16 protein-coding genes and 2 pseudogenes are annotated in these 17,131 nt (G+C 69.0%); 11 read left to right on the top strand and 7 right to left on the bottom strand.

Translation table 11 applies throughout. The features are described 5' to 3' along the window. The gene (locus EDD90_RS52705) at positions 1 to 222 is read right to left on the bottom strand and encodes a hypothetical protein (protein WP_260328644.1); all 222 of its coding nucleotides are present in this window, start codon (positions 220 to 222) and stop codon (positions 1 to 3) included. 59 nt (positions 223 to 281) lie between these two features. On the opposite strand from EDD90_RS52705, the gene EDD90_RS52700 reads away from it, so the two are divergent. Both EDD90_RS52700 and EDD90_RS52695 read left to right on the top strand, forming a co-directional pair. Further along, complete coding sequence (locus EDD90_RS52700) at positions 282 to 1,739, top strand: hypothetical protein (protein ID WP_123980552.1); 1,458 nt, start codon at positions 282 to 284, stop codon at positions 1,737 to 1,739. Beyond that, positions 1,736 to 2,119 (top strand): hypothetical protein, encoded by a 384-nt coding sequence (locus EDD90_RS52695; protein WP_123980550.1) that lies wholly within the window; start codon positions 1,736 to 1,738, stop codon positions 2,117 to 2,119. The genes EDD90_RS52700 and EDD90_RS52695 overlap by 4 nt, the downstream gene beginning before the upstream one ends. Before the next feature lie 759 nt (positions 2,120 to 2,878). On the opposite strand, the gene EDD90_RS52690 is transcribed toward EDD90_RS52695, so the two are convergent. Continuing rightward, positions 2,879 to 3,562, bottom strand: coding sequence for a hypothetical protein (locus EDD90_RS52690; protein ID WP_123980548.1), 684 nt, complete (start codon positions 3,560 to 3,562; stop codon positions 2,879 to 2,881). A gap of 255 nt (positions 3,563 to 3,817) precedes the next feature. On the opposite strand from EDD90_RS52690, the pseudogene EDD90_RS52685 reads away from it, so the two are divergent. Then, a pseudogene (locus tag EDD90_RS52685) lies at positions 3,818 to 5,297 on the top strand (IS1182 family transposase). Positions 5,298 to 5,402: 105 nt separating this feature from the next. Here EDD90_RS52685 and EDD90_RS52680 read toward each other — a convergent pair. From EDD90_RS52680 to EDD90_RS52670, 3 genes are all read right to left on the bottom strand, one after another. Next, positions 5,403 to 6,074 (bottom strand): TetR/AcrR family transcriptional regulator, encoded by a 672-nt coding sequence (locus EDD90_RS52680; protein WP_123980546.1) that lies wholly within the window; start codon positions 6,072 to 6,074, stop codon positions 5,403 to 5,405. Between the two features lie 173 nt (positions 6,075 to 6,247). After that, positions 6,248 to 6,490, bottom strand: coding sequence for a hypothetical protein (locus EDD90_RS52675; protein WP_221305170.1), 243 nt, complete (start codon positions 6,488 to 6,490; stop codon positions 6,248 to 6,250). A 285-nt stretch (positions 6,491 to 6,775) separates the two neighbouring features. After that, the gene (locus tag EDD90_RS52670) at positions 6,776 to 8,194 is read right to left on the bottom strand and encodes an MFS transporter (protein WP_260328643.1); all 1,419 of its coding nucleotides are present in this window, start codon (positions 8,192 to 8,194) and stop codon (positions 6,776 to 6,778) included. 317 nt (positions 8,195 to 8,511) lie between these two features. Here EDD90_RS52670 and EDD90_RS52665 point away from each other — a divergent pair, with 317 nt between their 5' ends. Continuing rightward, positions 8,512 to 9,411 (top strand): helix-turn-helix transcriptional regulator, encoded by a 900-nt coding sequence (locus EDD90_RS52665; RefSeq protein WP_123980541.1) that lies wholly within the window; start codon positions 8,512 to 8,514, stop codon positions 9,409 to 9,411. 86 nt (positions 9,412 to 9,497) lie between these two features. Here the strand turns inward: EDD90_RS52665 and EDD90_RS52660 are convergent, their stop codons facing one another. Next, positions 9,498 to 10,463 carry an aldo/keto reductase gene (locus tag EDD90_RS52660; protein ID WP_123980539.1) on the bottom strand — a complete coding sequence of 322 codons (966 nt, stop codon included), beginning with the start codon at positions 10,461 to 10,463 and terminating at the stop codon, positions 9,498 to 9,500. A gap of 269 nt (positions 10,464 to 10,732) precedes the next feature. Here EDD90_RS52660 and EDD90_RS52655 point away from each other — a divergent pair, with 269 nt between their 5' ends. Beyond that, complete coding sequence (locus EDD90_RS52655) at positions 10,733 to 11,611, top strand: helix-turn-helix transcriptional regulator (RefSeq protein WP_123980538.1); 879 nt, start codon at positions 10,733 to 10,735, stop codon at positions 11,609 to 11,611. A gap of 67 nt (positions 11,612 to 11,678) precedes the next feature. Here EDD90_RS52655 and EDD90_RS52650 read toward each other — a convergent pair whose 3' ends face one another. Further along, complete coding sequence (locus tag EDD90_RS52650; RefSeq protein WP_123980536.1) at positions 11,679 to 12,557, bottom strand: helix-turn-helix domain-containing protein; 879 nt, start codon at positions 12,555 to 12,557, stop codon at positions 11,679 to 11,681. 206 nt (positions 12,558 to 12,763) lie between these two features. Between EDD90_RS52650 and EDD90_RS52645 the strand changes: the two genes are divergently transcribed. From EDD90_RS52645 to EDD90_RS52620, 6 genes and pseudogenes are all read left to right on the top strand, one after another. Next, complete coding sequence (locus tag EDD90_RS52645; protein WP_123980534.1) at positions 12,764 to 13,423, top strand: SDR family oxidoreductase; 660 nt, start codon at positions 12,764 to 12,766, stop codon at positions 13,421 to 13,423. Between the two features lie 119 nt (positions 13,424 to 13,542). Then, positions 13,543 to 14,301, top strand: coding sequence for a dienelactone hydrolase family protein (locus tag EDD90_RS52640; protein WP_123980532.1), 759 nt, complete (start codon positions 13,543 to 13,545; stop codon positions 14,299 to 14,301). A gap of 36 nt (positions 14,302 to 14,337) precedes the next feature. Continuing rightward, positions 14,338 to 15,315, top strand: coding sequence for an SMP-30/gluconolactonase/LRE family protein (locus EDD90_RS52635; protein WP_123980530.1), 978 nt, complete (start codon positions 14,338 to 14,340; stop codon positions 15,313 to 15,315). A gap of 55 nt (positions 15,316 to 15,370) precedes the next feature. After that, positions 15,371 to 16,111 carry an NADPH-dependent F420 reductase gene (locus EDD90_RS52630; RefSeq protein ID WP_123980528.1) on the top strand — a complete coding sequence of 247 codons (741 nt, stop codon included), beginning with the start codon at positions 15,371 to 15,373 and terminating at the stop codon, positions 16,109 to 16,111. A gap of 242 nt (positions 16,112 to 16,353) precedes the next feature. Continuing rightward, positions 16,354 to 16,485: pseudogene (locus EDD90_RS58785) on the top strand (transposase); the annotation flags it as partial. A gap of 104 nt (positions 16,486 to 16,589) precedes the next feature. Continuing rightward, complete coding sequence (locus EDD90_RS52620; RefSeq protein ID WP_123980526.1) at positions 16,590 to 17,129, top strand: hypothetical protein; 540 nt, start codon at positions 16,590 to 16,592, stop codon at positions 17,127 to 17,129. Positions 17,130 to 17,131 lie beyond the last annotated feature (2 nt).

The raw sequence follows: 17,131 nt of genomic DNA, 5'->3' as shown, positions 1-17,131 counted from the left end.
TCAGTTGTGCCACACCGGCAGCGCCCGCACGGCCTCGATCGTCTCCACCGGCTGTGCCGACGCACACGCTTCCCGTCCATGGTGGACCAGGCCCACCGCCGCCTCCCGGCCCAGCAGGACACCGCAGTCGAAGCCGTCAGCCCCGTGAAAAGACGGCAGCGGCACCACCGCCGCCGACTCCGAAGCCACGAAGAACCGCTCCAGCGCCTCAGCCTGCTCCACCAGAGAATCTCACCGACCGCATCCCCGAGCAGGTCGTAGCACCGCTGCTGAGCTGGGCGATGCGCTTCGTCGACGACTTCGCCGACGATGTCCTGGCTGCCCGCGCAGAGCGCGACGCCATCGATGCCCGGCCGCCCGCCGGCCCTGACCTGCCCACCGCGCTGGCGGAACTGCTGGACGACTTCCGCCGCCGTCGCCACCCCCTGCCAGCGGCACCCGCGCGCCTGGCCTCCGCCCGCCGAGGTGAGCCGTTCCCCAGCACCAGCTACCTGGCTCGACTGCTGGGCTATCCCGTTCACCGCCTGGACGAGGCCCGGCCACGACAGATGATCGCGGAGGCCGCCGACGACGTCGGAGTCAACACGGACTGCCCGCTCGCGCACGCCCCCCAGGGGCGGCTAGAGGGCCGGCCGTGGCTGGAGCGCATCTCGTACTACGACGTCGCCCGCATGGAGCGGCTGCTTCTGGTGTCCTGCTGGATCGTGAACGCCTATCTCTCCGGCTTGCGCGACTCCGAGATCAAGCACCTTAAGCGCGGATGCCTCAGCGTCCAGCAAGCATCCGACGGGCATGTCTACCGGCACCGGCTGGCCAGCCTCGCCTTCAAGGGCGAAGACGTCCACGGCGCGGAGGCCACCTGGATCGTCACCGCCCCCGTCGCCCGCGCCATCGCCGTCCTCGAACGCTTCCAGCCCCAGGACCAGCCCTACTTGCTCGCCCCCGCACCCAGCACCCGCCGCCGCAGCACATTCCCGGTGCCCAACAGCAACACCACCAACAAAGACATCGCCTTCCTGATCTCCTGGATCACCGCCTACTGCGACGACCGCAGGCGCCCCGACGGGATCCCCCTGGAACGGGGCCGGCTGCCTCGGCTGACCACGCGCCAGTTCCGGCGGACCCTGGCCTGGTTCATCGCCCGCCGCCCCGGCGGCGCCATCGCGGGAGCCCTGCAATACCGCCACCAGTACATTCAAATGTTCGAGGGCGACGCCGGCACCAGCGACTCCGGCTTCCGCGATGAGGTCGAAGCCGAGCAAGCCCTCGCCCGCGGCCAGTTGCTCGCCGAGCTGAGTGCCGACGAAGACCGCCCGACGCTGGCTGGGCCGGCCGGCGCCGAGGCCGAAGCCCGGCTCGCCGAGTTCGCCCGGCACACCGTCTTCGACGGCCAGGTCGTCACTGACGAAGCCCGCCTGCGCCGCATCGTGGCCCGCCACGACCCGCACGTGTACCTGGGGACCTTCGTCACCTGCGTCTACAACCCCGACCGCGCCCTGTGCCGCAGCCCCGAGGCTTCCGCCGATCAGCCCGTCCTGGCCGACTGCCAGCCGCAAGCCTGCCGCAACGCCGCCCTGACATCCGACAACCGGCAGGCCCTTGCCGATCACCTCCTCCGGCTGGAGGACACACTGGCCGCCGGTGACCGTTTGGCCCCCTACGTCCGTCACCGCCTTGAGGAACAGCACCGTGCCACCGCCGCGTTCCTCACCCGCCACACCCCGGAGATCGCCGAGTGAAACGCGCGCTGCCCGACACCGTCAAAGCCGCCGTCGACACCGTCCTTGCCGAGGCCGCCGCCCGCGGACGGCGCCCCACCGTGACCGCGGTCGAACGGTTCCTGGACATCCCGCACGCCACCTTCCACCGGCACTACGCGGACCTGATCGACACGCACTTCCGGCCCCGCATCCCGCAGTCCGCGACCACCCCGTCCCCCGCCCCCAATGCGCGCGCGGAAGCCAACCTGAGCCGACTCCGTCGAGAGAACACCGACTTGCGCCGCACCCTCGCCTTGTACGAGGAGGCCATCCGGCAGCTGGCTCTCGAAAACAACGCCTTGCGTGGCGGCGGCACCGTCGTCCCCCTGTCCACCCGCGCCATGCCTTCACCACCCTGACCCGGCACAGCCTCGGAGGTGTCTGGCGTGCGGATCAGCAAAGATGTAGCAGAGTGACGCTGTATCCCCCAGTCGAGCCGATGCCGGCCGAAGCACGGGGGCCCGGCCCTCACGGCGCGACGCTGCCGGGGTACCTGGTCGCGGAACAGAAGCCGGACGGTGCAGGACCCCCTTCGCGCGTCCCGACCTGGTCATGCTCCAGTCCCGTCAGGGGGCGGACCTCACGCCCCGGCCCTCGCGGCATCGCTGCCGCGGCCGCATCTTCTCTGGGGGAAGGCGTTGTGAGAGGCGGCTTCGCAGCTCAGTCCGACACGTCGAGGACGGATCGGAGAGCACCGGTGCTCTGCGCCAGGGCTGACAGTGCGGATACGGTTTTGTGCATCGACTGGTGCCAGTGATCGAACAGGCCGCCGACGACATCGGGGCGCGGGATCCTCACCACTGCGAACCAGGAGGCCACTACCGGAGCGGCCGGTGCGGGGAGGGGCGTACCGCTCGCGCGAGCCGGCGTCTCGACCCCCGCCTTTCTGGCGAGAGCCCGACGCATGTATCCAGAGTGGGCGCAGGCGTCGCACCTGTCGTGCAGTCGGTCAGAGACGATCCGTGCACCCCTCTTCTCCGCGCTCTACCTGGGTGTCGAGACCTAGGAGCGTGGGTCAGTAACCGGTGGCCCGCTGTAGCTGAATGCTTCAGTTCGGGCTTTCGAGAGACTGTGCCGGAGCCCAGCCGCCACCCTGGGTAGCGTCGGCCAGGCGAGCGTTACGTTCTGTGGCCCAATCCGAAGCGTGCTGCCACCTGATTGGCGAGGTCGGTGGCGGGAGTGCTGCCGTCGACCGTGATGGTGTCGAGCCGGTGGTCGTAGGCCTGTCTGCGGACTTCCTCGTCCCAGAGGGCGTCGCGGGTGAGGCGCTTGGTCAGCATGGCCTCGGGATCGTTCTTGCCCCAGGTGGCTCTCGCGCGGGCGGGATCCGCATAGCGCGCGCCGAGTGCATCCTGCCGGAACTGGGGTGTGGGCAGGAGGAAGACTGCTTGGTCGGGTCGGCACAGCAGAGGTGCGAGGTGGTTGGGCAGGATCCCGAAGTAATCCACCAGGATGATGTGATCGGTGGGCATGGCGAGGAGGTCTTCGATGAGGAAGCCGGTCGTCTCTCCGTGCAGGCTCGCCATCGCTTGGAACACCTCCTTCGCGGTGCGGCCCGCCCACATCCCGCCCGGTGGCATTCGGCGCATGGCGGACAGGCGCGGGTGGCGCTGCGGCGTGCATCGCGTCAGCCAGCCGTGCTCCGCACGGTCGCCGTTGTAGACCTCGACGCCGTATTGGTCGGCCAGTAGGTGGGCGAGCGTGCTCTTACCGGAGGCCGTACCGCCGGCGATCCAGCGGACGTGGGCGAGTAGATCGGACAGTTCTCTGCTGGTCTCGGAGTCCGAGGAAGGAGAGGTCACGCGTGCCATGGTCCCGGTCTCCGCCTGAAAATTGCAGTCTTGTTCTTGGGTGGCAGATGACCGACTCTGAAAGAGAGGCCAGACGATCGACACACCGTCAACTCGCCGGATCGAATCGGCGATTGGAGCACGTAGTGAGAGGCGCCCGGGTTTCGCAACTGCCCGTGCGCGAGGTCCGACGTCATCCGTCAGCAACCCTGCTTCGGTTCGTGATCATTCGTGCGGAATGATATCGGTATGAGTGGCGGGGACGGGCTGTTTGAGGCTGAGCCGGTCGAGAAGAAGCGGCCGCAGGGTGGTGCAGTGGCGGTCAACAAGCGGTTCAGGGCGTTCGATCCGCACCAGGGCCTGCTGCTGCCCTCGCTGGACGATTGGCTACCCGAGGACCACCTGGCCCGATTCGTAGCCGATCTGGTCGATGACGTGCTGGACCTGGGGCCAGTCCTGGCCGACTACACCGAGAAGCGTGGCTTTCCGCCCTACGATCCGCGGCTGATGGTGCGCCTGCTGATCTACGGCTACACCACCGGTATCCGCTCCTCCCGGGCGATCGAGCGCAAATGGGCCGACGACGTGGCGTTCCGGTTCCTGGCCGCCGGCCAGGCCCCGGACTTCCGCTCGATCTCCCGGTTTCGCCGCCGCCACCTGGACGCCCTGGCAGGCCTGTTCACCCAGTCGCTGCACCTCGCGACCAAGCTCGGCATGGTCAAGATGGGCCGCGTCGCCCTGGACGGCACCAAGCTCGAAGCCAACGCCTCCAAGCACAAGGCCATGAGCTATGGCCGTCTGGTCGGCAAGGAAGAACGGATCGAGGCCGAGATCGCCGCGTTTGGAGGCCAAGGCCGCCGCCCTGCTCGCCGATGCCGAGGCCACCGATACCGTCGAGGACCAGGCTTTCGGCCCCGACGGCAAGGACACCGATCTGCCCGCCGAACTCGACCGCCGCGAGAAACGCCTCGCCAGGCTGCAGGCAGCCCGCGCCCAGATCGAGGCCGAAGCCGCGGACAAGGCCCGCAGCCACGCCGAGGACATCGAGCGCCGCCGCCAACAGCGCAAGGGCACAGCCGACGAACAGGCCGTCACCGACGCCGGGGAGAAGGCCGCCGCCAAGGCCCGCCCGAAGCCGAAGGCGCAGGCCAACTTCACCGACGCCGACTCGCGGATCATGAAGAACAGCGACGGCGCTTACATCCAGGCCTACAACGCCCAGGCCGTCGTCGACGAGGCCCACCAGGTCATCACCGCAGCTGACGTAACCACCAACGCCTCGGACGCGCTGAACTACACCACCATGCTGGAGCAGTCCGCGGCGAATACCGGCACCCACCCCAAGCAGGCCCTGGTCGACGCTGGCTATTGCTCCGAGACCAACCTCGAAGCCGCCCGGGACCGCCAGCTCTCCTGCGGAACCGACAGATTCATGGCCACCGGCCGCCTCGCCCACGACGAGCAGGTCCCGCCCGCGCCGCGCGGACGCATCCCCAAGGACGCGACCTTGAAGGAGCGCATGGCCCGCAAGCTGCGGACCAGGCCCGGACGGGCCGCCTACAGCCGCCGCAAGGCCATCGTCGAACCCGTCTTCGGACAGATCATGACCTGCCAGAACGGCCGCCAGCTCCTCCTACGCGGCGAGGACGGCGCCCGCAGCGAGTGGCGCCTGCTGGCCGCCTGCCATAACCTCCGCAAGATCTTCCGGCACGCAGGAACGGCAGGGATCGCCGCCCTGGCTTGCTGACCGGCAAGGCGTCCCGGCCACGTGACAGGCCAACAGGGCCCCGCCGCCGCAACCGATCCGCCGGTCACCGCAACACAGCCGCTTGCTCGTTACTGACCCACGCTCCTAGCCCCTGGGCGAGCGGCCAGCTGTGGAAGAGGGCGCGAAAGCGCCCTGTCCCGAGCTGAGCCCGTCCAGCAGGAGGTCCCCGAGCTCGGAGAAGGCGTCGCCGGCGGTCAGGCCGGTCCTCTCCAGGAGGACCCCCGACTGGACCGCGTCGATGGTGACTGCCACGACATGGGCGGCGAAGTGGCCGTTGAGTGCGCGGAAGACGCCGCTCTGCACGCCCTCCTCGATGAGTTCGTGGACTCGGTGCGCGGCGGCGGCGGAGTTCTTGCGGTAGATCTGTGCGGTCGGTTCGTAGCCGACCATGTCGTCGTAGAAGGCGTGGGAGTGGCGGCGCATGGCGGTGCCGACGCCGGTGAGGTAGACCCGGATGCGCTGCCTGGCGTCGGGCTCGGCCTGGACGGCCTGCTCGATCTCGGCTGTCGCGTCCCGGAAGAAGGCACGGGTGACCGCCAGCACTAGCTGTTCCTTCGTGGAGGCGAGACTGTACAGCGTCGCCTTGGAGCAGCCCAGTCGCTGGGCGAGCTCATCCATGGTCACAGAGGTGAAGCCTTCGGCCAGGATGATCGCCTCGGCCTGACGCAGCAGTTCCTCCCGCCGACCAGTATCGACGACCCGCCTGCGAGTGGTGCGGCGCGGTCGTCGGTCACGCGAGTCAGTTTGGGCCGTCACCGCAGCAGTCTCCCCTGAGCGTCCCCGCCCGGAAACGGGGAGTAGTTACGGGCCGGAACGCCGACCCGCCTCTGGCGTATGGGTACGAGCGTACCGCCTAACGTACCCACACTGAGTCCCCGGGGTGATGTTCAGGCAAGGGCGGAGGAACGGTTCGGGACGCGCCTCCCGGTTTAAGGGCCATAAAACTGGGTCGCGGTGACCAGCCACCCCGCCAGAGAGGCGGAGGCGTGCAGGTCACCGGCGATGAAATCCAGCAAAGGCTGCGCCCAGTAGAGGTTCGCGACGGCCGAGCCGCCGGCGATGGCGAACAGCAGTGTCAGTCCGCGGCTGATCCCCAGCTGCTGGTGCCGGGGCCCGGTTGATCCGGACAGGGCTGTGGCAGCAGGCGGCTCAGTGTTCTCGGGAGTGGACACGTCGTGCTGCTTCCTTGTTCGAGGGAATGCCCCGAGGCGGGACAACAGTTCTGGCGAGCGGCGCCGGCGGGTGGGGCACATGCCACTACGCCGGGGCCGTGCCCTGCCGGCCATGGGAGAGAGGGGTGGCTGGCGCCGGGCTTCCGGTCGGGCGGGTCCTCCCACCCGACCGGAGCACCATCCATGCAACAGCCTCGGTAGGTGATGAGGGAGAGCCTGATGACCCGGGTACTGGCAGGGCCCCCCAGGCGAGTGGCGCGGCTGCCCGGCCCGCCCGGGCGGGGGTCACTGCCGCCGCAGTCGCAGCATCGGGACCAGGTTGAGCAGCAGGCCGACCGCCGCCACTGCGGTCACCAGGTTGAGACCCGGCCGGTAGGAGGTGAAGTCGCTGCCTGCGTCACCGGCTCCAGCGAGTACCGCGGTGAGCAGGGCGAGCACCAGTGCCGCCCCGACCTGGCCGGAGGTCTGTACGAGTCCGGAGGCCAGGCCATGCTCGGAGTCGTCGATGCCTTCGGTGGCCTGGGCCATGATGGCGCTGTAGCCGAAGGTGAAGCCGCCGCCGAGCAGCACCATGGCGGGGAGCATGGTGAGCAGGTACTGCGGGGAGTCGCCGGCTGTGAGGAGGAACCAGAGGTAGCCGACCGTCGTCGAGATCATGGAGGTGACGATCAGCGGTGCGGTCCCGAGGCGGTTGGCGAGTCGTCCGGCGACGGGCGAGCCCATGGCGACGACCAGGCCCACCGGCAGCAGGGCGAAGGCCATGCGCAGCGGGGACCAGCCGCGGCCGTCCTGGAGGAACAAGGTCATCATGAACTGGAAGCTCATGTAGGAGCCCAGGAGCGCGACGATGCTGAGGTTGGCGCGGACCGTTGCGCCCTGGCGCAGGATGCCGAAGCGCACCAGCGGGTGGCGGACGCGCTTCTCGATCAGGACGAAGGCGAGCAGCAGTACGATGGCGACGCCGAATGCGGCCACTGTCGTACTGGAGGTCCAGCCCTTCTCAGGGGCGGTGACCACCGCGTACACGGCGAGCAGCATGCCGCCGGTGAGGGTGATGGCACCGGCCGGGTCATGGCCGCCGGTCTCGGCACGGCGGTCGCGTGGGATCAGCATCATGCCGACGACCAGGGCCAGCAGCGCGAGCGGGACCGGCATCAGGAAGGTCCAGCGCCATCCGATTCCGGTGAGCAGGCCGCCGAGGATCAGGCCCGAGGAGTAGCCCAGGGCGCCGAAGAGGCTGAAGACCGACAGCGCGCGATTGCGCTGCGGCCCCTCGTGAAAGGTCGTGGTGAGGATGGACAGCGCGGTGGGCGCGGTGAACGCTGCGGCCACGCCCTTGACGAAACGGGCGGCGATCAGCAGCGAGCCGCTGTCGACGACCCCGCCGAGCAGCGAGGCCGCGGCGAAAACGGCCAGCGCGATGAGGAAGACCTGGCGGCGACCGAGGAGGTCGGCGGTCCGGCCGCCGAGCAGCATCAGCCCGCCGTAGCCGAGGACGTAGCCGTTGATGATCCATTGCAGCGAGGCGGGGGCCATCTGGAGGTCACGGCCGATCGAAGGCAGGGCGATGCCCACCATCGACACGTCCAGGCTGTCCAGGAAGAGCACCAGGCACAGGACGGCGAGGACGCCCCAGAGCCGCGCAGTCCAGCGCGGCGCGGGCTCAAGAGGCAGCCTTTCGGGAGGGGGCAGGGTCATGGACATGCGAAAACTGCTCATTTCTGAACGTGCGTGCGGAGGGGAAAGAGGGACTCCTCGACGCTGAGGAACCGGTGAAGAAGGGCCGAGTCGGCGGACAGCCCCGCAGTCACGGTGGGCAGCGACGCGTGCACCGTCAGGTGCATGCGGGCCGCACCGGAGTCGATTGCCACGCGGGCCTCCGCGACCCGCAGGTGGCATGTCTGTGGCCCCACCGGTACACGATCCATGGAACAGGCTGGGCTCTCGGTGAGGGAGAGCCTGATGACACAGGTACTGGCAGGGCCTCCCAGCCCCGCCATGGCTGGACCTAGCCTCGAAGCATGGACAGGAGGAATGAGATCCGTGAGTTCCTGACCTCGCGCCGGGCCAAGGTCACGCCCGCGCAGGCAGGGCTGCCCGTCTTCGGCGGGGACTCACGCCGTGTTCCCGGGCTGCGTCGCGAGGAAGTGGCACTCTTGGCCGGAGTCAGCGTCGACTACTACACCCGTCTGGAACGCGGTGGCGCCCGAGGCGTCTCGGACAGCGTCCTGGACAACCTGGCGCATGCCCTCCAGCTGGACGAGGCCGAGCGGACGCATCTCTTCGACCTGGTCCGCGCGGCCAACGCCACCACCCGGCCCTGCCGGAAGGCCCGGCCGCGGGTACGCCCCGCCGTGCAGCGCATCCTGGACACGATGTCGACGCCCGCACTCGTATGGAACGGGTACTTCGACACGCTGACCGTCAACCGGCTGGGCCGTGCCCTGTTCTCACCGGTGCTCCAGGAACGGCACTTGCCCGTCAACCACGCCCGATACCTCTTCCTCGACCCCGGGGCCCGTGAGTTCTTCAGCGAGTGGGAAGCCACGGCCGACGACGCCGTGGCCACCCTGCGTTGGCAGGCGGGGCGCAACCCCTACGACAAGGCACTGACGGAACTCATCGGCGAACTGTCCACGCGCAGCGAGTCCTTCCGCGCCCGGTGGGCAGCCCACAACGTGCACATGCACCGCAACGGCGTGAAACGGCTCCAGCATCCTGTCATCGGCGCCGTCTCCCTGCCGTACGAGTCGATGGCCATCGACGCCGACGCCGGCCTGACCCTGGTCGCCTACACCGCCGAGCCCGGCTCCCCTTCCGAGGACGCCCTCGACTTCCTGGCAAGTTGGGCGGACACCACCGGTCACGAGCAGGTGGGCGATCAGCCGGCCCCGGAGGCCGATCCAAGGCGAGGGTGCTGAGGATGCCGGGGCCGGGCCCCGACGCAGCGGCATGCACGCGGATGATCCACGCGCCTTCACTGTGCCGGTGGCGGACTCGGCTGCCGTCAGTAGCGGCCACCCTCCGGAGTCGGCAGCGCGTCGAGCTCGGCCAGGTCCTCGGCGTTGAGCTCGATGTCGGCCGCTCCGGCGTTGTCGGCAAGGTACTTGGGGGTCTTGGTGCCGGGAATGGGGATGACGTGCGGTCCCTGGGCGATCAGCCAGGCCAGTGCCACCTGGGCCGGGGTGGCTCCCATCCGCTCGGCGATCTCCCGGACCCTGCCCGCGATGGCCAAGTTGGTCCGCAAAGCCTCCTCCTGGAAGCGGGGCAGCCGGCGCCGGAAGTCGTCCTCGGGCAGGTCGTCGAAGGAAGCGAAACGGCCCGTGAGGAAGCCCTTGCCCAGCGGCGAGAACGGCAGGAAGGCGATGCCCTGCTCCTGGCAGTAGGGCAACACCTCGGTCATCCATTCCCTGGTCCACAGCGACATCTCGGACTGCACCGAGGCCACCGGGTGCACCGCCTGTGCCCGCTTGATGTGGTCGACGGTCGATTCGGACAGACCGATGTGCAGGGCCTTGCCCGCTGCGACGACCTCAGCCATCGTTCCCCAGGTCTCCTCGATGGGCACGTCCGGGTCGACGCGGTGCAGTTGGTAGAGATCCACGTGGTCGGTACCGAGTCGGCGCAGGCTTTCGTCGATCGACGTGCGCACGTGTTCAGGGCGGCCGTTGGGGACCGTCCGGACCTCGCCCGGCCCGCCCACGCTCACCAGACCGACCTTGGTCGCCAGAACCGCGCGGTCACGATGGCTGCCGCTCAGGGCTCGGCCGACCAGTTCCTCGTTGACGTAGGGGCCGTAGACGTCGGCGGTGTCGAGCAAGGTCATGCCCAGGTCCAGCGCCTGGCGGATCACGGAGACCGATGTCTCGTCGTCGCGTGGCGCGGACATGTCGTAGGCGAAACTCATGCCCATACAGCCCAGTCCCACGACGCCGACTTCAGGACCTTTGCTGCCCAGAGTGGTGGTACGCATACCGTTCTCATCCTCTCTGCCGAATCTGTGGACGCCCAGCCACTCGTCACATGGAGGGCGCGGGTGACCACGAAGCTGTGTGGGGGCGACGCAGCCGGGCGGGCCGGGCACCGGTTCTGGCCGAACGTGGTTCGCGTGTCACCGGTCAAGGCGCCCCGAGCCGTCGGACACGATCCATGCAACCCTTCACGCGGCGGACGAGGGAGACCCTGAGAACCCAGGTACTGGCAGTTCCCCCCAGCGCGCAGGGGCGGGCATAACCTCGGAACATGGACAGGCGCCAAGAAATCAGCGACTTCCTGAGCTCCCGAAGGGCCAAGATCACTCCGGAGCAGGCAGGACTGCCCGCCTACGGCGGTGACGCGCGGCGCGTTCCCGGACTGCGCCGCGAGGAGGTCGCCTCTCTGGCCGGGGTCAGCGTCGACTACTACACCCGTTTGGAGCGGGGCAACGCCCGCGGTGTCTCCGACGGAGTCCTGGACAACCTCGCCCGTGCGCTCCAGCTCAACGAGGCCGAACGAACCCATCTGTTCGACCTGGTGCGCTCCGTGGACGGCACGGTTCCACGGAGCGAGGCGGAGGCGCCGCACATTCCACCTGCCGTCCTGCGCATCCTCCACTCCATGGTCGGCCTTCCCGCGTATGTCCGTACCCCTCGTTTCGACACCCTGGCCGCCAACCAGCTCGGCCTCGCCCTTTTCTCACCGTTCCTGCTCGGCCGGACACTCCCGGTGAACAACGCGCGGTTCGTCCTCCTGGACCCGCGCGCGGTCGATTTCTTCCCCGACTGGGAGACCATCGCGCACGACACCATCGCGGCCCTGCGCTGGCAGGTGGGCCGTAACCCGCAGGACAAAGCGCTGGCCGACCTGGTTGACGAGTTGTCCGCCCGGAGTGAGCTGTTCCGCACCTGCTGGGCCGACCACAACGTACGCATCCACCGCGGTGGCGTGAAAACCATCCGCCACCCTCTCGTCGGCGACCTCACCCTGTCCTACGAGTCGATGACCATCGACTCGGACGCCGGGCTGATCCTCACCGTCTACAGCGCCGAGCCCGACTCCCCGTCGGAGAAAGCACTGCGCCGGCTGGCCGAGTGGGCCACCACGGTCGACCATGAGCAGAGCCGACAGGCTTCCACCGGCTGACACCCGCACGCTCGGCAGGACCGGTCAACAGCACGAGCCCGGCGAACTGCGTCCGCGGTCTGGGGATTCAGATGGCCGACGACTGCCGCATGCCCGCTTCGACCTCGACGGTGGCCGCCCAGCTGGCCAGCAGTCGCAGACCGTCCTCGGAAGGTGATGCGGGCTCGGCACTGTAGGCGACCAGGGTCAGCCCGGCATCGGCGTCAACGGTCATCGACTCGTAGGAGAGTGCCAGCTCGCCCACGGCCGCGTGGTGGAACGCCTTGACGCCCTTGCACTGGATGCGCACGTTGTGCGTCGCCCAGCGGGTACGGAAGAACGCGCTGCGCGTGGACAGCTCGCCCACCAGGTCGGTCAGCCCCTTGTCGTAGGGGTTGCGGCCCGCTGCCCAACGGAGTGTGGTGACGGTGTCACCCGCGACGTCCTCCCAGTCGGGGAAAAGGTCGACCGCGCGCGGGTCCAGGAGGATGAACCGGGCGTTGTTCACGGGCAGGGCCTGACCGAGCATGATCGGCGAGAACAGGGCGCGGCCGAGCTGGTTGGCGGCCAGGGTGTCATGGCGCGCGTTGCGGACGAAGGCCGGAACGGCCATGGCGTCCAGGATGCGCTGGACGGCAGGACGGATCTGCTGCTTGCCGGCCCGGCGGGGGCGGGTGTCCGCGTTCTCCGCACGGACCAGGTCGAACAGATGTGTGCGCTCGGCCTCGTCGAGTCGCAGGGCGCGGGCGAGGTTGTCCATAACGCTGTCCGAGACACCGCGGGCGTTGCCGCGTTCCAGGCGGGTGTAGTACTCGACGCTGATCCCGGTCAGCAGCGCGACCTCTTCGCGGCGCAGTCCGGGGACGCGGCGTGCGTCACCGCCGAACGCGGGCAGCCCCGCCTGCTCCGGGGTGATCTTCGCTCTCCGAGACGTCAGGAATTCGCGGATCTGTATGTGCCTGTCCATGCTCCGAGGCTAGGTCCGGGTGAGCCGGACCTGGGAGGGCCTGCCAGTACCCGGGTCATCAGGCTCTCCCTCATCCTCCGCCCGAAAGGTTGCATGGAGTCGCTGCCCCGGCCACGGCCGGGATCGTCCACTCGCCGCAGGCAGGACGTCCGGTCGCCGCGCTGTCGCCGGGGCCGCAGGAACACTCGGCAGCTGGAGGAACTTTCATGAGCAAGGGATCCGCGCTCATCGTCGGTGTGGGCCCCGGCCTCGGTCTGGCCGTCGCCCACGCCTTCGCCCGGGACGGCAATCCGGTGGTGCTGTTCGGCCGTGGCGCCGAGCGCCTGGAGGAGTACGCGTCCGGCCTGGTGTCCGAAGGCCATACGGCGAGCGCCTACCAGGTGGACGCTGCCGACCCCGAGGCTCTGCAAGCGGCGCTCGTCAGGGCCGCCGACGAGCTGAGGGCACCGGAGGTGCTCGTGTACAACGCGGCCCTGCTGTCTCCCGACAAGCCCACCGGGCTGGAGCCGCAGGACTTCGCCCGCGCCCTCGCGGTGAACGTCACCGGGGCCATGGTCGCGGCTCGGACGGTCCTCCCGCTCCTGCCGGACGGCCAGGGGAGCCTGCTGTTCACCGGCGGCGGTCTCGCCCTCGACCCCTCGCCGGACTACAGCTCGTTGTCGGTGGGCAAGGCGGCGCTGCGGGCCTACGTCCAGTCTTTCTACAAGCAGCAGCGAGGCACCGATGTGCACGTGACCACCGTGACCGTGGCCGGCTACATCGGCGGTGGCGACCCGCGCTTCACCCCCGAAGCCCTGGCCGCCGCCTACCTCGACCTCCACCACCAGCCACAGGGCTGGTGGCAGGCGGAACTTCTCTACGCCTGATCACACACCGCCCTTGGGGCCCGCGCTGCGCCACCAACACTTCCGGTCCGGCAGCCCTCAACACGGCAGGCTCCTATGACCCATGGCGAACACCACCCCGAATTCAGCAAGGAACACCCATGACCGCCGTACGCGGAACAGAAGTCGACATCCCCACCCAGAACGGCACGGCCGACGCCTACCTGGCCCACCCCGACGATAATGCCCAACACCCGGCCGTACTGCTCTACATGGACGCTTTCGGACTGCGTCCCCAGCTGCAGAACATGGCCGACCGCCTCGCTGGGGCCGGTTACACGGTTCTGGTTCCCAACGTCTTCTACCGTCACGGGCGCGCCCCGGTCGTGCCGCTGCCCGGCTTCATCGCCTCGGACGACCGTCCCGCACTGTTCGAGCAGATCTTCCCGATCATGGGCGAGCTGACCGCGGACGCGGTGGCGCGCGACGCCGACAGCTATCTGGCATGGCTGGCGGGCCGTCCGGAGGTTGCCCCGGGCCCGGTCGGCATCACCGGCTACTGCATGGGCGCCCGCCTGGCCCTGCTCACCGCCGCGAGCCATCCGGAGAAGGTCGCGGCCGCGGCCGGGTTCCACGGCGGTGGGCTGGCCGACGACAACGACCCCGAAAGCCCCCATCTGCTCGCCGACCGGATCACCGCGGAGCTGTACTTCGGTCACGCCGACCGGGACCACTCGATGCCGCCCGAGCAGATCGAGCGCCTCGACAAGGCCCTCTCCGACGCCGGCGTCCGCCACCGGGCCGAGGTCTACACCGGCGCCGAACACGGCTACAGCATGGCCGACACCGAGGCGTACGACGCCGAAGCCACCGAACGCCACTGGACCAGCCTGCTGGACCTGCTCGGCCGGAACCTGTGACCCGCCCCCTCCCCTCCTTCTCCCCCAGGAACAATCATGAAGAACAGAATCACGCGTGCCGTTCTTGCCGGGGCCGCGGCAAGTCTGACGCTCGGGACGGTCGCCACCGCGACGGACGCGCAGGCTGCCACTGAGCCGGTGTCCCGTGCCCACATCGTCGCCCACTTCGACCTGGCCAAGGGACAGAGCCCGGAGAACGCCCTCATCGAGCCGAACGGCTCCGTGGACGTGACCTTCGCAGGCGCTCACCAGGTGGCGCGCGTCGACCGCAACGGCACGACGCACATCCTCGCCACCCTCCCGGCACCCTCCGACAACGGCGTCCACACGCCCGTGCTCGGCTTCGCCCTGGCCACCGGTCTCGCCCGCACCCCCGACGGCACGCTCTACGCCCTGTACGCCACCGGCACCAAGGAACTGACCGGGCTCTGGCGCCTGAAGCCGGGGCACCAGGCACCGGAACGCATCGCGGCCCTCCCGGCCGACAGCCTGCCCAACGGACTGGCCTTCGACCCCCGCTCGAACACCTTCTACATCACGGACTCGGTGCTCGGCCGGGTATGGTCCGTGCCCGCACACGGCGGTCGCCCGACGACCTGGTCCACCGCACGAGAACTCGCCCCGCGCGGATTCCTGGGAGCCAACGGCGCACGCGTCCACGATGGCGCCCTGTGGGTGACCAACCTCGACCAGGGCACCGTGGTGCGCATCCCCATCCGCAGCGACCACCGCGCGGGAAAGCCGGCCGTCAAGGCCACCGGGCTACAGGGCATCGACGACTTCGCCTTCACCGGCCGCGGCAACGAAATCCTCGCCGCCCTCAACAAGCCCAACAAGGTCGTGCGCATCACGGACGACGGCAAGAACACCACCGCCCTGAACGCCTCCGACGGCCTGCAGAACCCCACTTCCGTAGCGGTGCGTGGCCCGCACGTCTACGTCCCCAGCGCCGCCTACGCCACCACCACCGATCCCAACCTGCTCCACGCCCAGCTCAACCGTCACGGTCACTGAGCACCGCAGTCAGGCAACGCGCCGTTCGGGCGCACATAAATGGAGGTTTGACACTGTGACCCAGACCATCGGCTTCATCGGAAGCGGCATGATCGGCGGCTCGCTCGCGCGCCTCGCCGTCGCCGCCGGCCTCAACGTGGTCATGAGCAACTCGCGCGGCCCCGAGACCCTCGCCGACCTTGTCGCCGAACTCGGTGACCACGCCCGCGCGGCCACTCCGGAAGAGGCGGCGAAGGCGGGCGACGTGGTGGTGGCGACCGTCCCCCTGGGTGTCTACGACAGGATTCCCGCCAACGCTCTCGCCGGGAAGATCGTGATCGACACCATGAACTACTACCCGCATCGCGACGGCCGCATCGCCGAACTGGACAGCCGCGAGATCACCTCGAGTGAGCTGCTCCAGCGACACCTGGCGAACTCCCGTGTCGTCAAGGCGCTCCACAACATGGACTGGATCCGCCTGTACACCCGGGCCCGTCCCGCCGGCGCCCCGGACCGCAGCGCCCTGCCCATCGCCGGCGACGACCCGGCCGCCAAGGCCGAGATCATCCGCCTGATGGACGTCCTCGGTTACGACGCCGTGGACATCGGCACCCTCGCCGACTCCTGGCGCTGCGAGCCCCGCACCCCCGTCTACGTCCAGCCGTACCAGGGGCCGAGCCCCGCGGCGCGGATGGGCGAGCCGGAGTGGCAGCGGTGGTTCCAGGACGCCCCGGGTGAGCCGGTCTCCGCCGACCAGGTCAAGGAACTCGTCGCCCAAGCTGTCCGGGGCCCTGTGGGCGGCTACTTCGGCTGAGCGCCACGGGTTTTGGGCCTGCGTCTCGGCCTTGGTCCGGAGCCCGTATGACCGACCGATCCGCGCGTACGGTCATACGGTCCCGGACCGACAACGCGTCCTCGGGCCGAACGCACAGCGATAGGATGTCGGTTGACCCTCAATGGGCTGCCCCGACGCGCGCATCGGACACCTGGCGCTGCGGGACGGCCGAGGCTGATCGTCCGGCAGGGCGCTGCGAACTAGTGCCGCATCAAGCAACGTTCGCCCTCAATGATGCCGACCTGGTCCACCACCAGGAACAGGGCAGCAAGATCCGCCGCTACATCATCTGGCGAAACAAGCACGCCGCCGACGAACGCCTCCGCCAAGTCGTCGCCAGGGCGAACGACGCCTGGCGCAGCACTGGAGGGCCTGTCTCGCCGATGCGCCGGGCCGCGAGCGAGACAGTGCGTAAACTTTGGTTTCCATGCACCGATTCGGGAACTATAGTTGTCGCATGATGGCCTTTGAGATCACCCCGGAAGAGCAGGCAGAGCTCGACAAGGCGCTGTACGACGCCTTGAATCCGCTGGCCTCGGCGATTCGCTCCCGACAGACCGGGCTGCCCGCGGACCGCATGTGGGAAGCGGATCCCATCGAAGTGACACTGTCCGTCCTGGCCGCTTGGAAGGTGATGGATGCTGAGGTCAGGCAGTTGACCGCGCGCGCGGCAGCAACCGCTGGATCCTACGGCGCCAGTTACGAGCAGATGGGGGCTGTCTGGGGCATCACCCGGCAGGGCGCCCGTAAGAAATGGCCCGACGCCGTCAGCCGCTCAGCGCCCGCGACAGCAAGAAGGAACACGCTTGCGCTTTTCGGAGGGACTGCCGAACTGGTGCAGGTGTCTTCCGGTGACTGGAGTTGGACAGGCGTGGGCGCTGATGGAGCATCCGCCGCGGTCACCGATGGGACGCGCCACGCGACCGCGGAAGAAGCAGCAGCCCATGCGGGCGCTTTCCTCAAAGAACACTCCCTCGACGCCCCCGACCATTCCTAGCA

It is taken from the genome of Streptomyces sp. Ag109_O5-1, assembly GCF_003814875.1.
GTDB classification, from domain to species: Bacteria; Actinomycetota; Actinomycetes; order Streptomycetales; family Streptomycetaceae; genus Streptomyces; species Streptomyces sasae.
Note: the sequence above shows the minus strand (reverse complement) of the source record. Positions and strands in the feature narration are given on the sequence as shown.

Excerpts from the sequence above, each read along its gene's own strand:
- EDD90_RS52635 (WP_123980530.1), top strand. The coding sequence starts at position 14,338 with ATGAAGAACAGAATCACGCGTGCCGTTCTTGCCGGGGCCGCGGCAAGT.
- EDD90_RS52640 (WP_123980532.1), top strand. The coding sequence starts at position 13,543 with ATGACCGCCGTACGCGGAACAGAAGTCGACATCCCCACCCAGAACGGC.
- EDD90_RS52620 (WP_123980526.1), top strand. The coding sequence starts at position 16,590 with ATGATGGCCTTTGAGATCACCCCGGAAGAGCAGGCAGAGCTCGACAAG.
- EDD90_RS52645 (WP_123980534.1), top strand. The coding sequence starts at position 12,764 with ATGAGCAAGGGATCCGCGCTCATCGTCGGTGTGGGCCCCGGCCTCGGT.
- EDD90_RS52660 (WP_123980539.1), bottom strand. The coding sequence starts at position 10,463 with ATGCGTACCACCACTCTGGGCAGCAAAGGTCCTGAAGTCGGCGTCGTG.
- EDD90_RS52655 (WP_123980538.1), top strand. The coding sequence starts at position 10,733 with ATGGACAGGCGCCAAGAAATCAGCGACTTCCTGAGCTCCCGAAGGGCC.
- EDD90_RS52650 (WP_123980536.1), bottom strand. The coding sequence starts at position 12,557 with ATGGACAGGCACATACAGATCCGCGAATTCCTGACGTCTCGGAGAGCG.
- EDD90_RS52700 (WP_123980552.1), top strand. The coding sequence starts at position 282 with ATGCGCTTCGTCGACGACTTCGCCGACGATGTCCTGGCTGCCCGCGCA.
- EDD90_RS52665 (WP_123980541.1), top strand. The coding sequence starts at position 8,512 with ATGGACAGGAGGAATGAGATCCGTGAGTTCCTGACCTCGCGCCGGGCC.
- EDD90_RS52670 (WP_260328643.1), bottom strand. The coding sequence starts at position 8,194 with ATGTCCATGACCCTGCCCCCTCCCGAAAGGCTGCCTCTTGAGCCCGCG.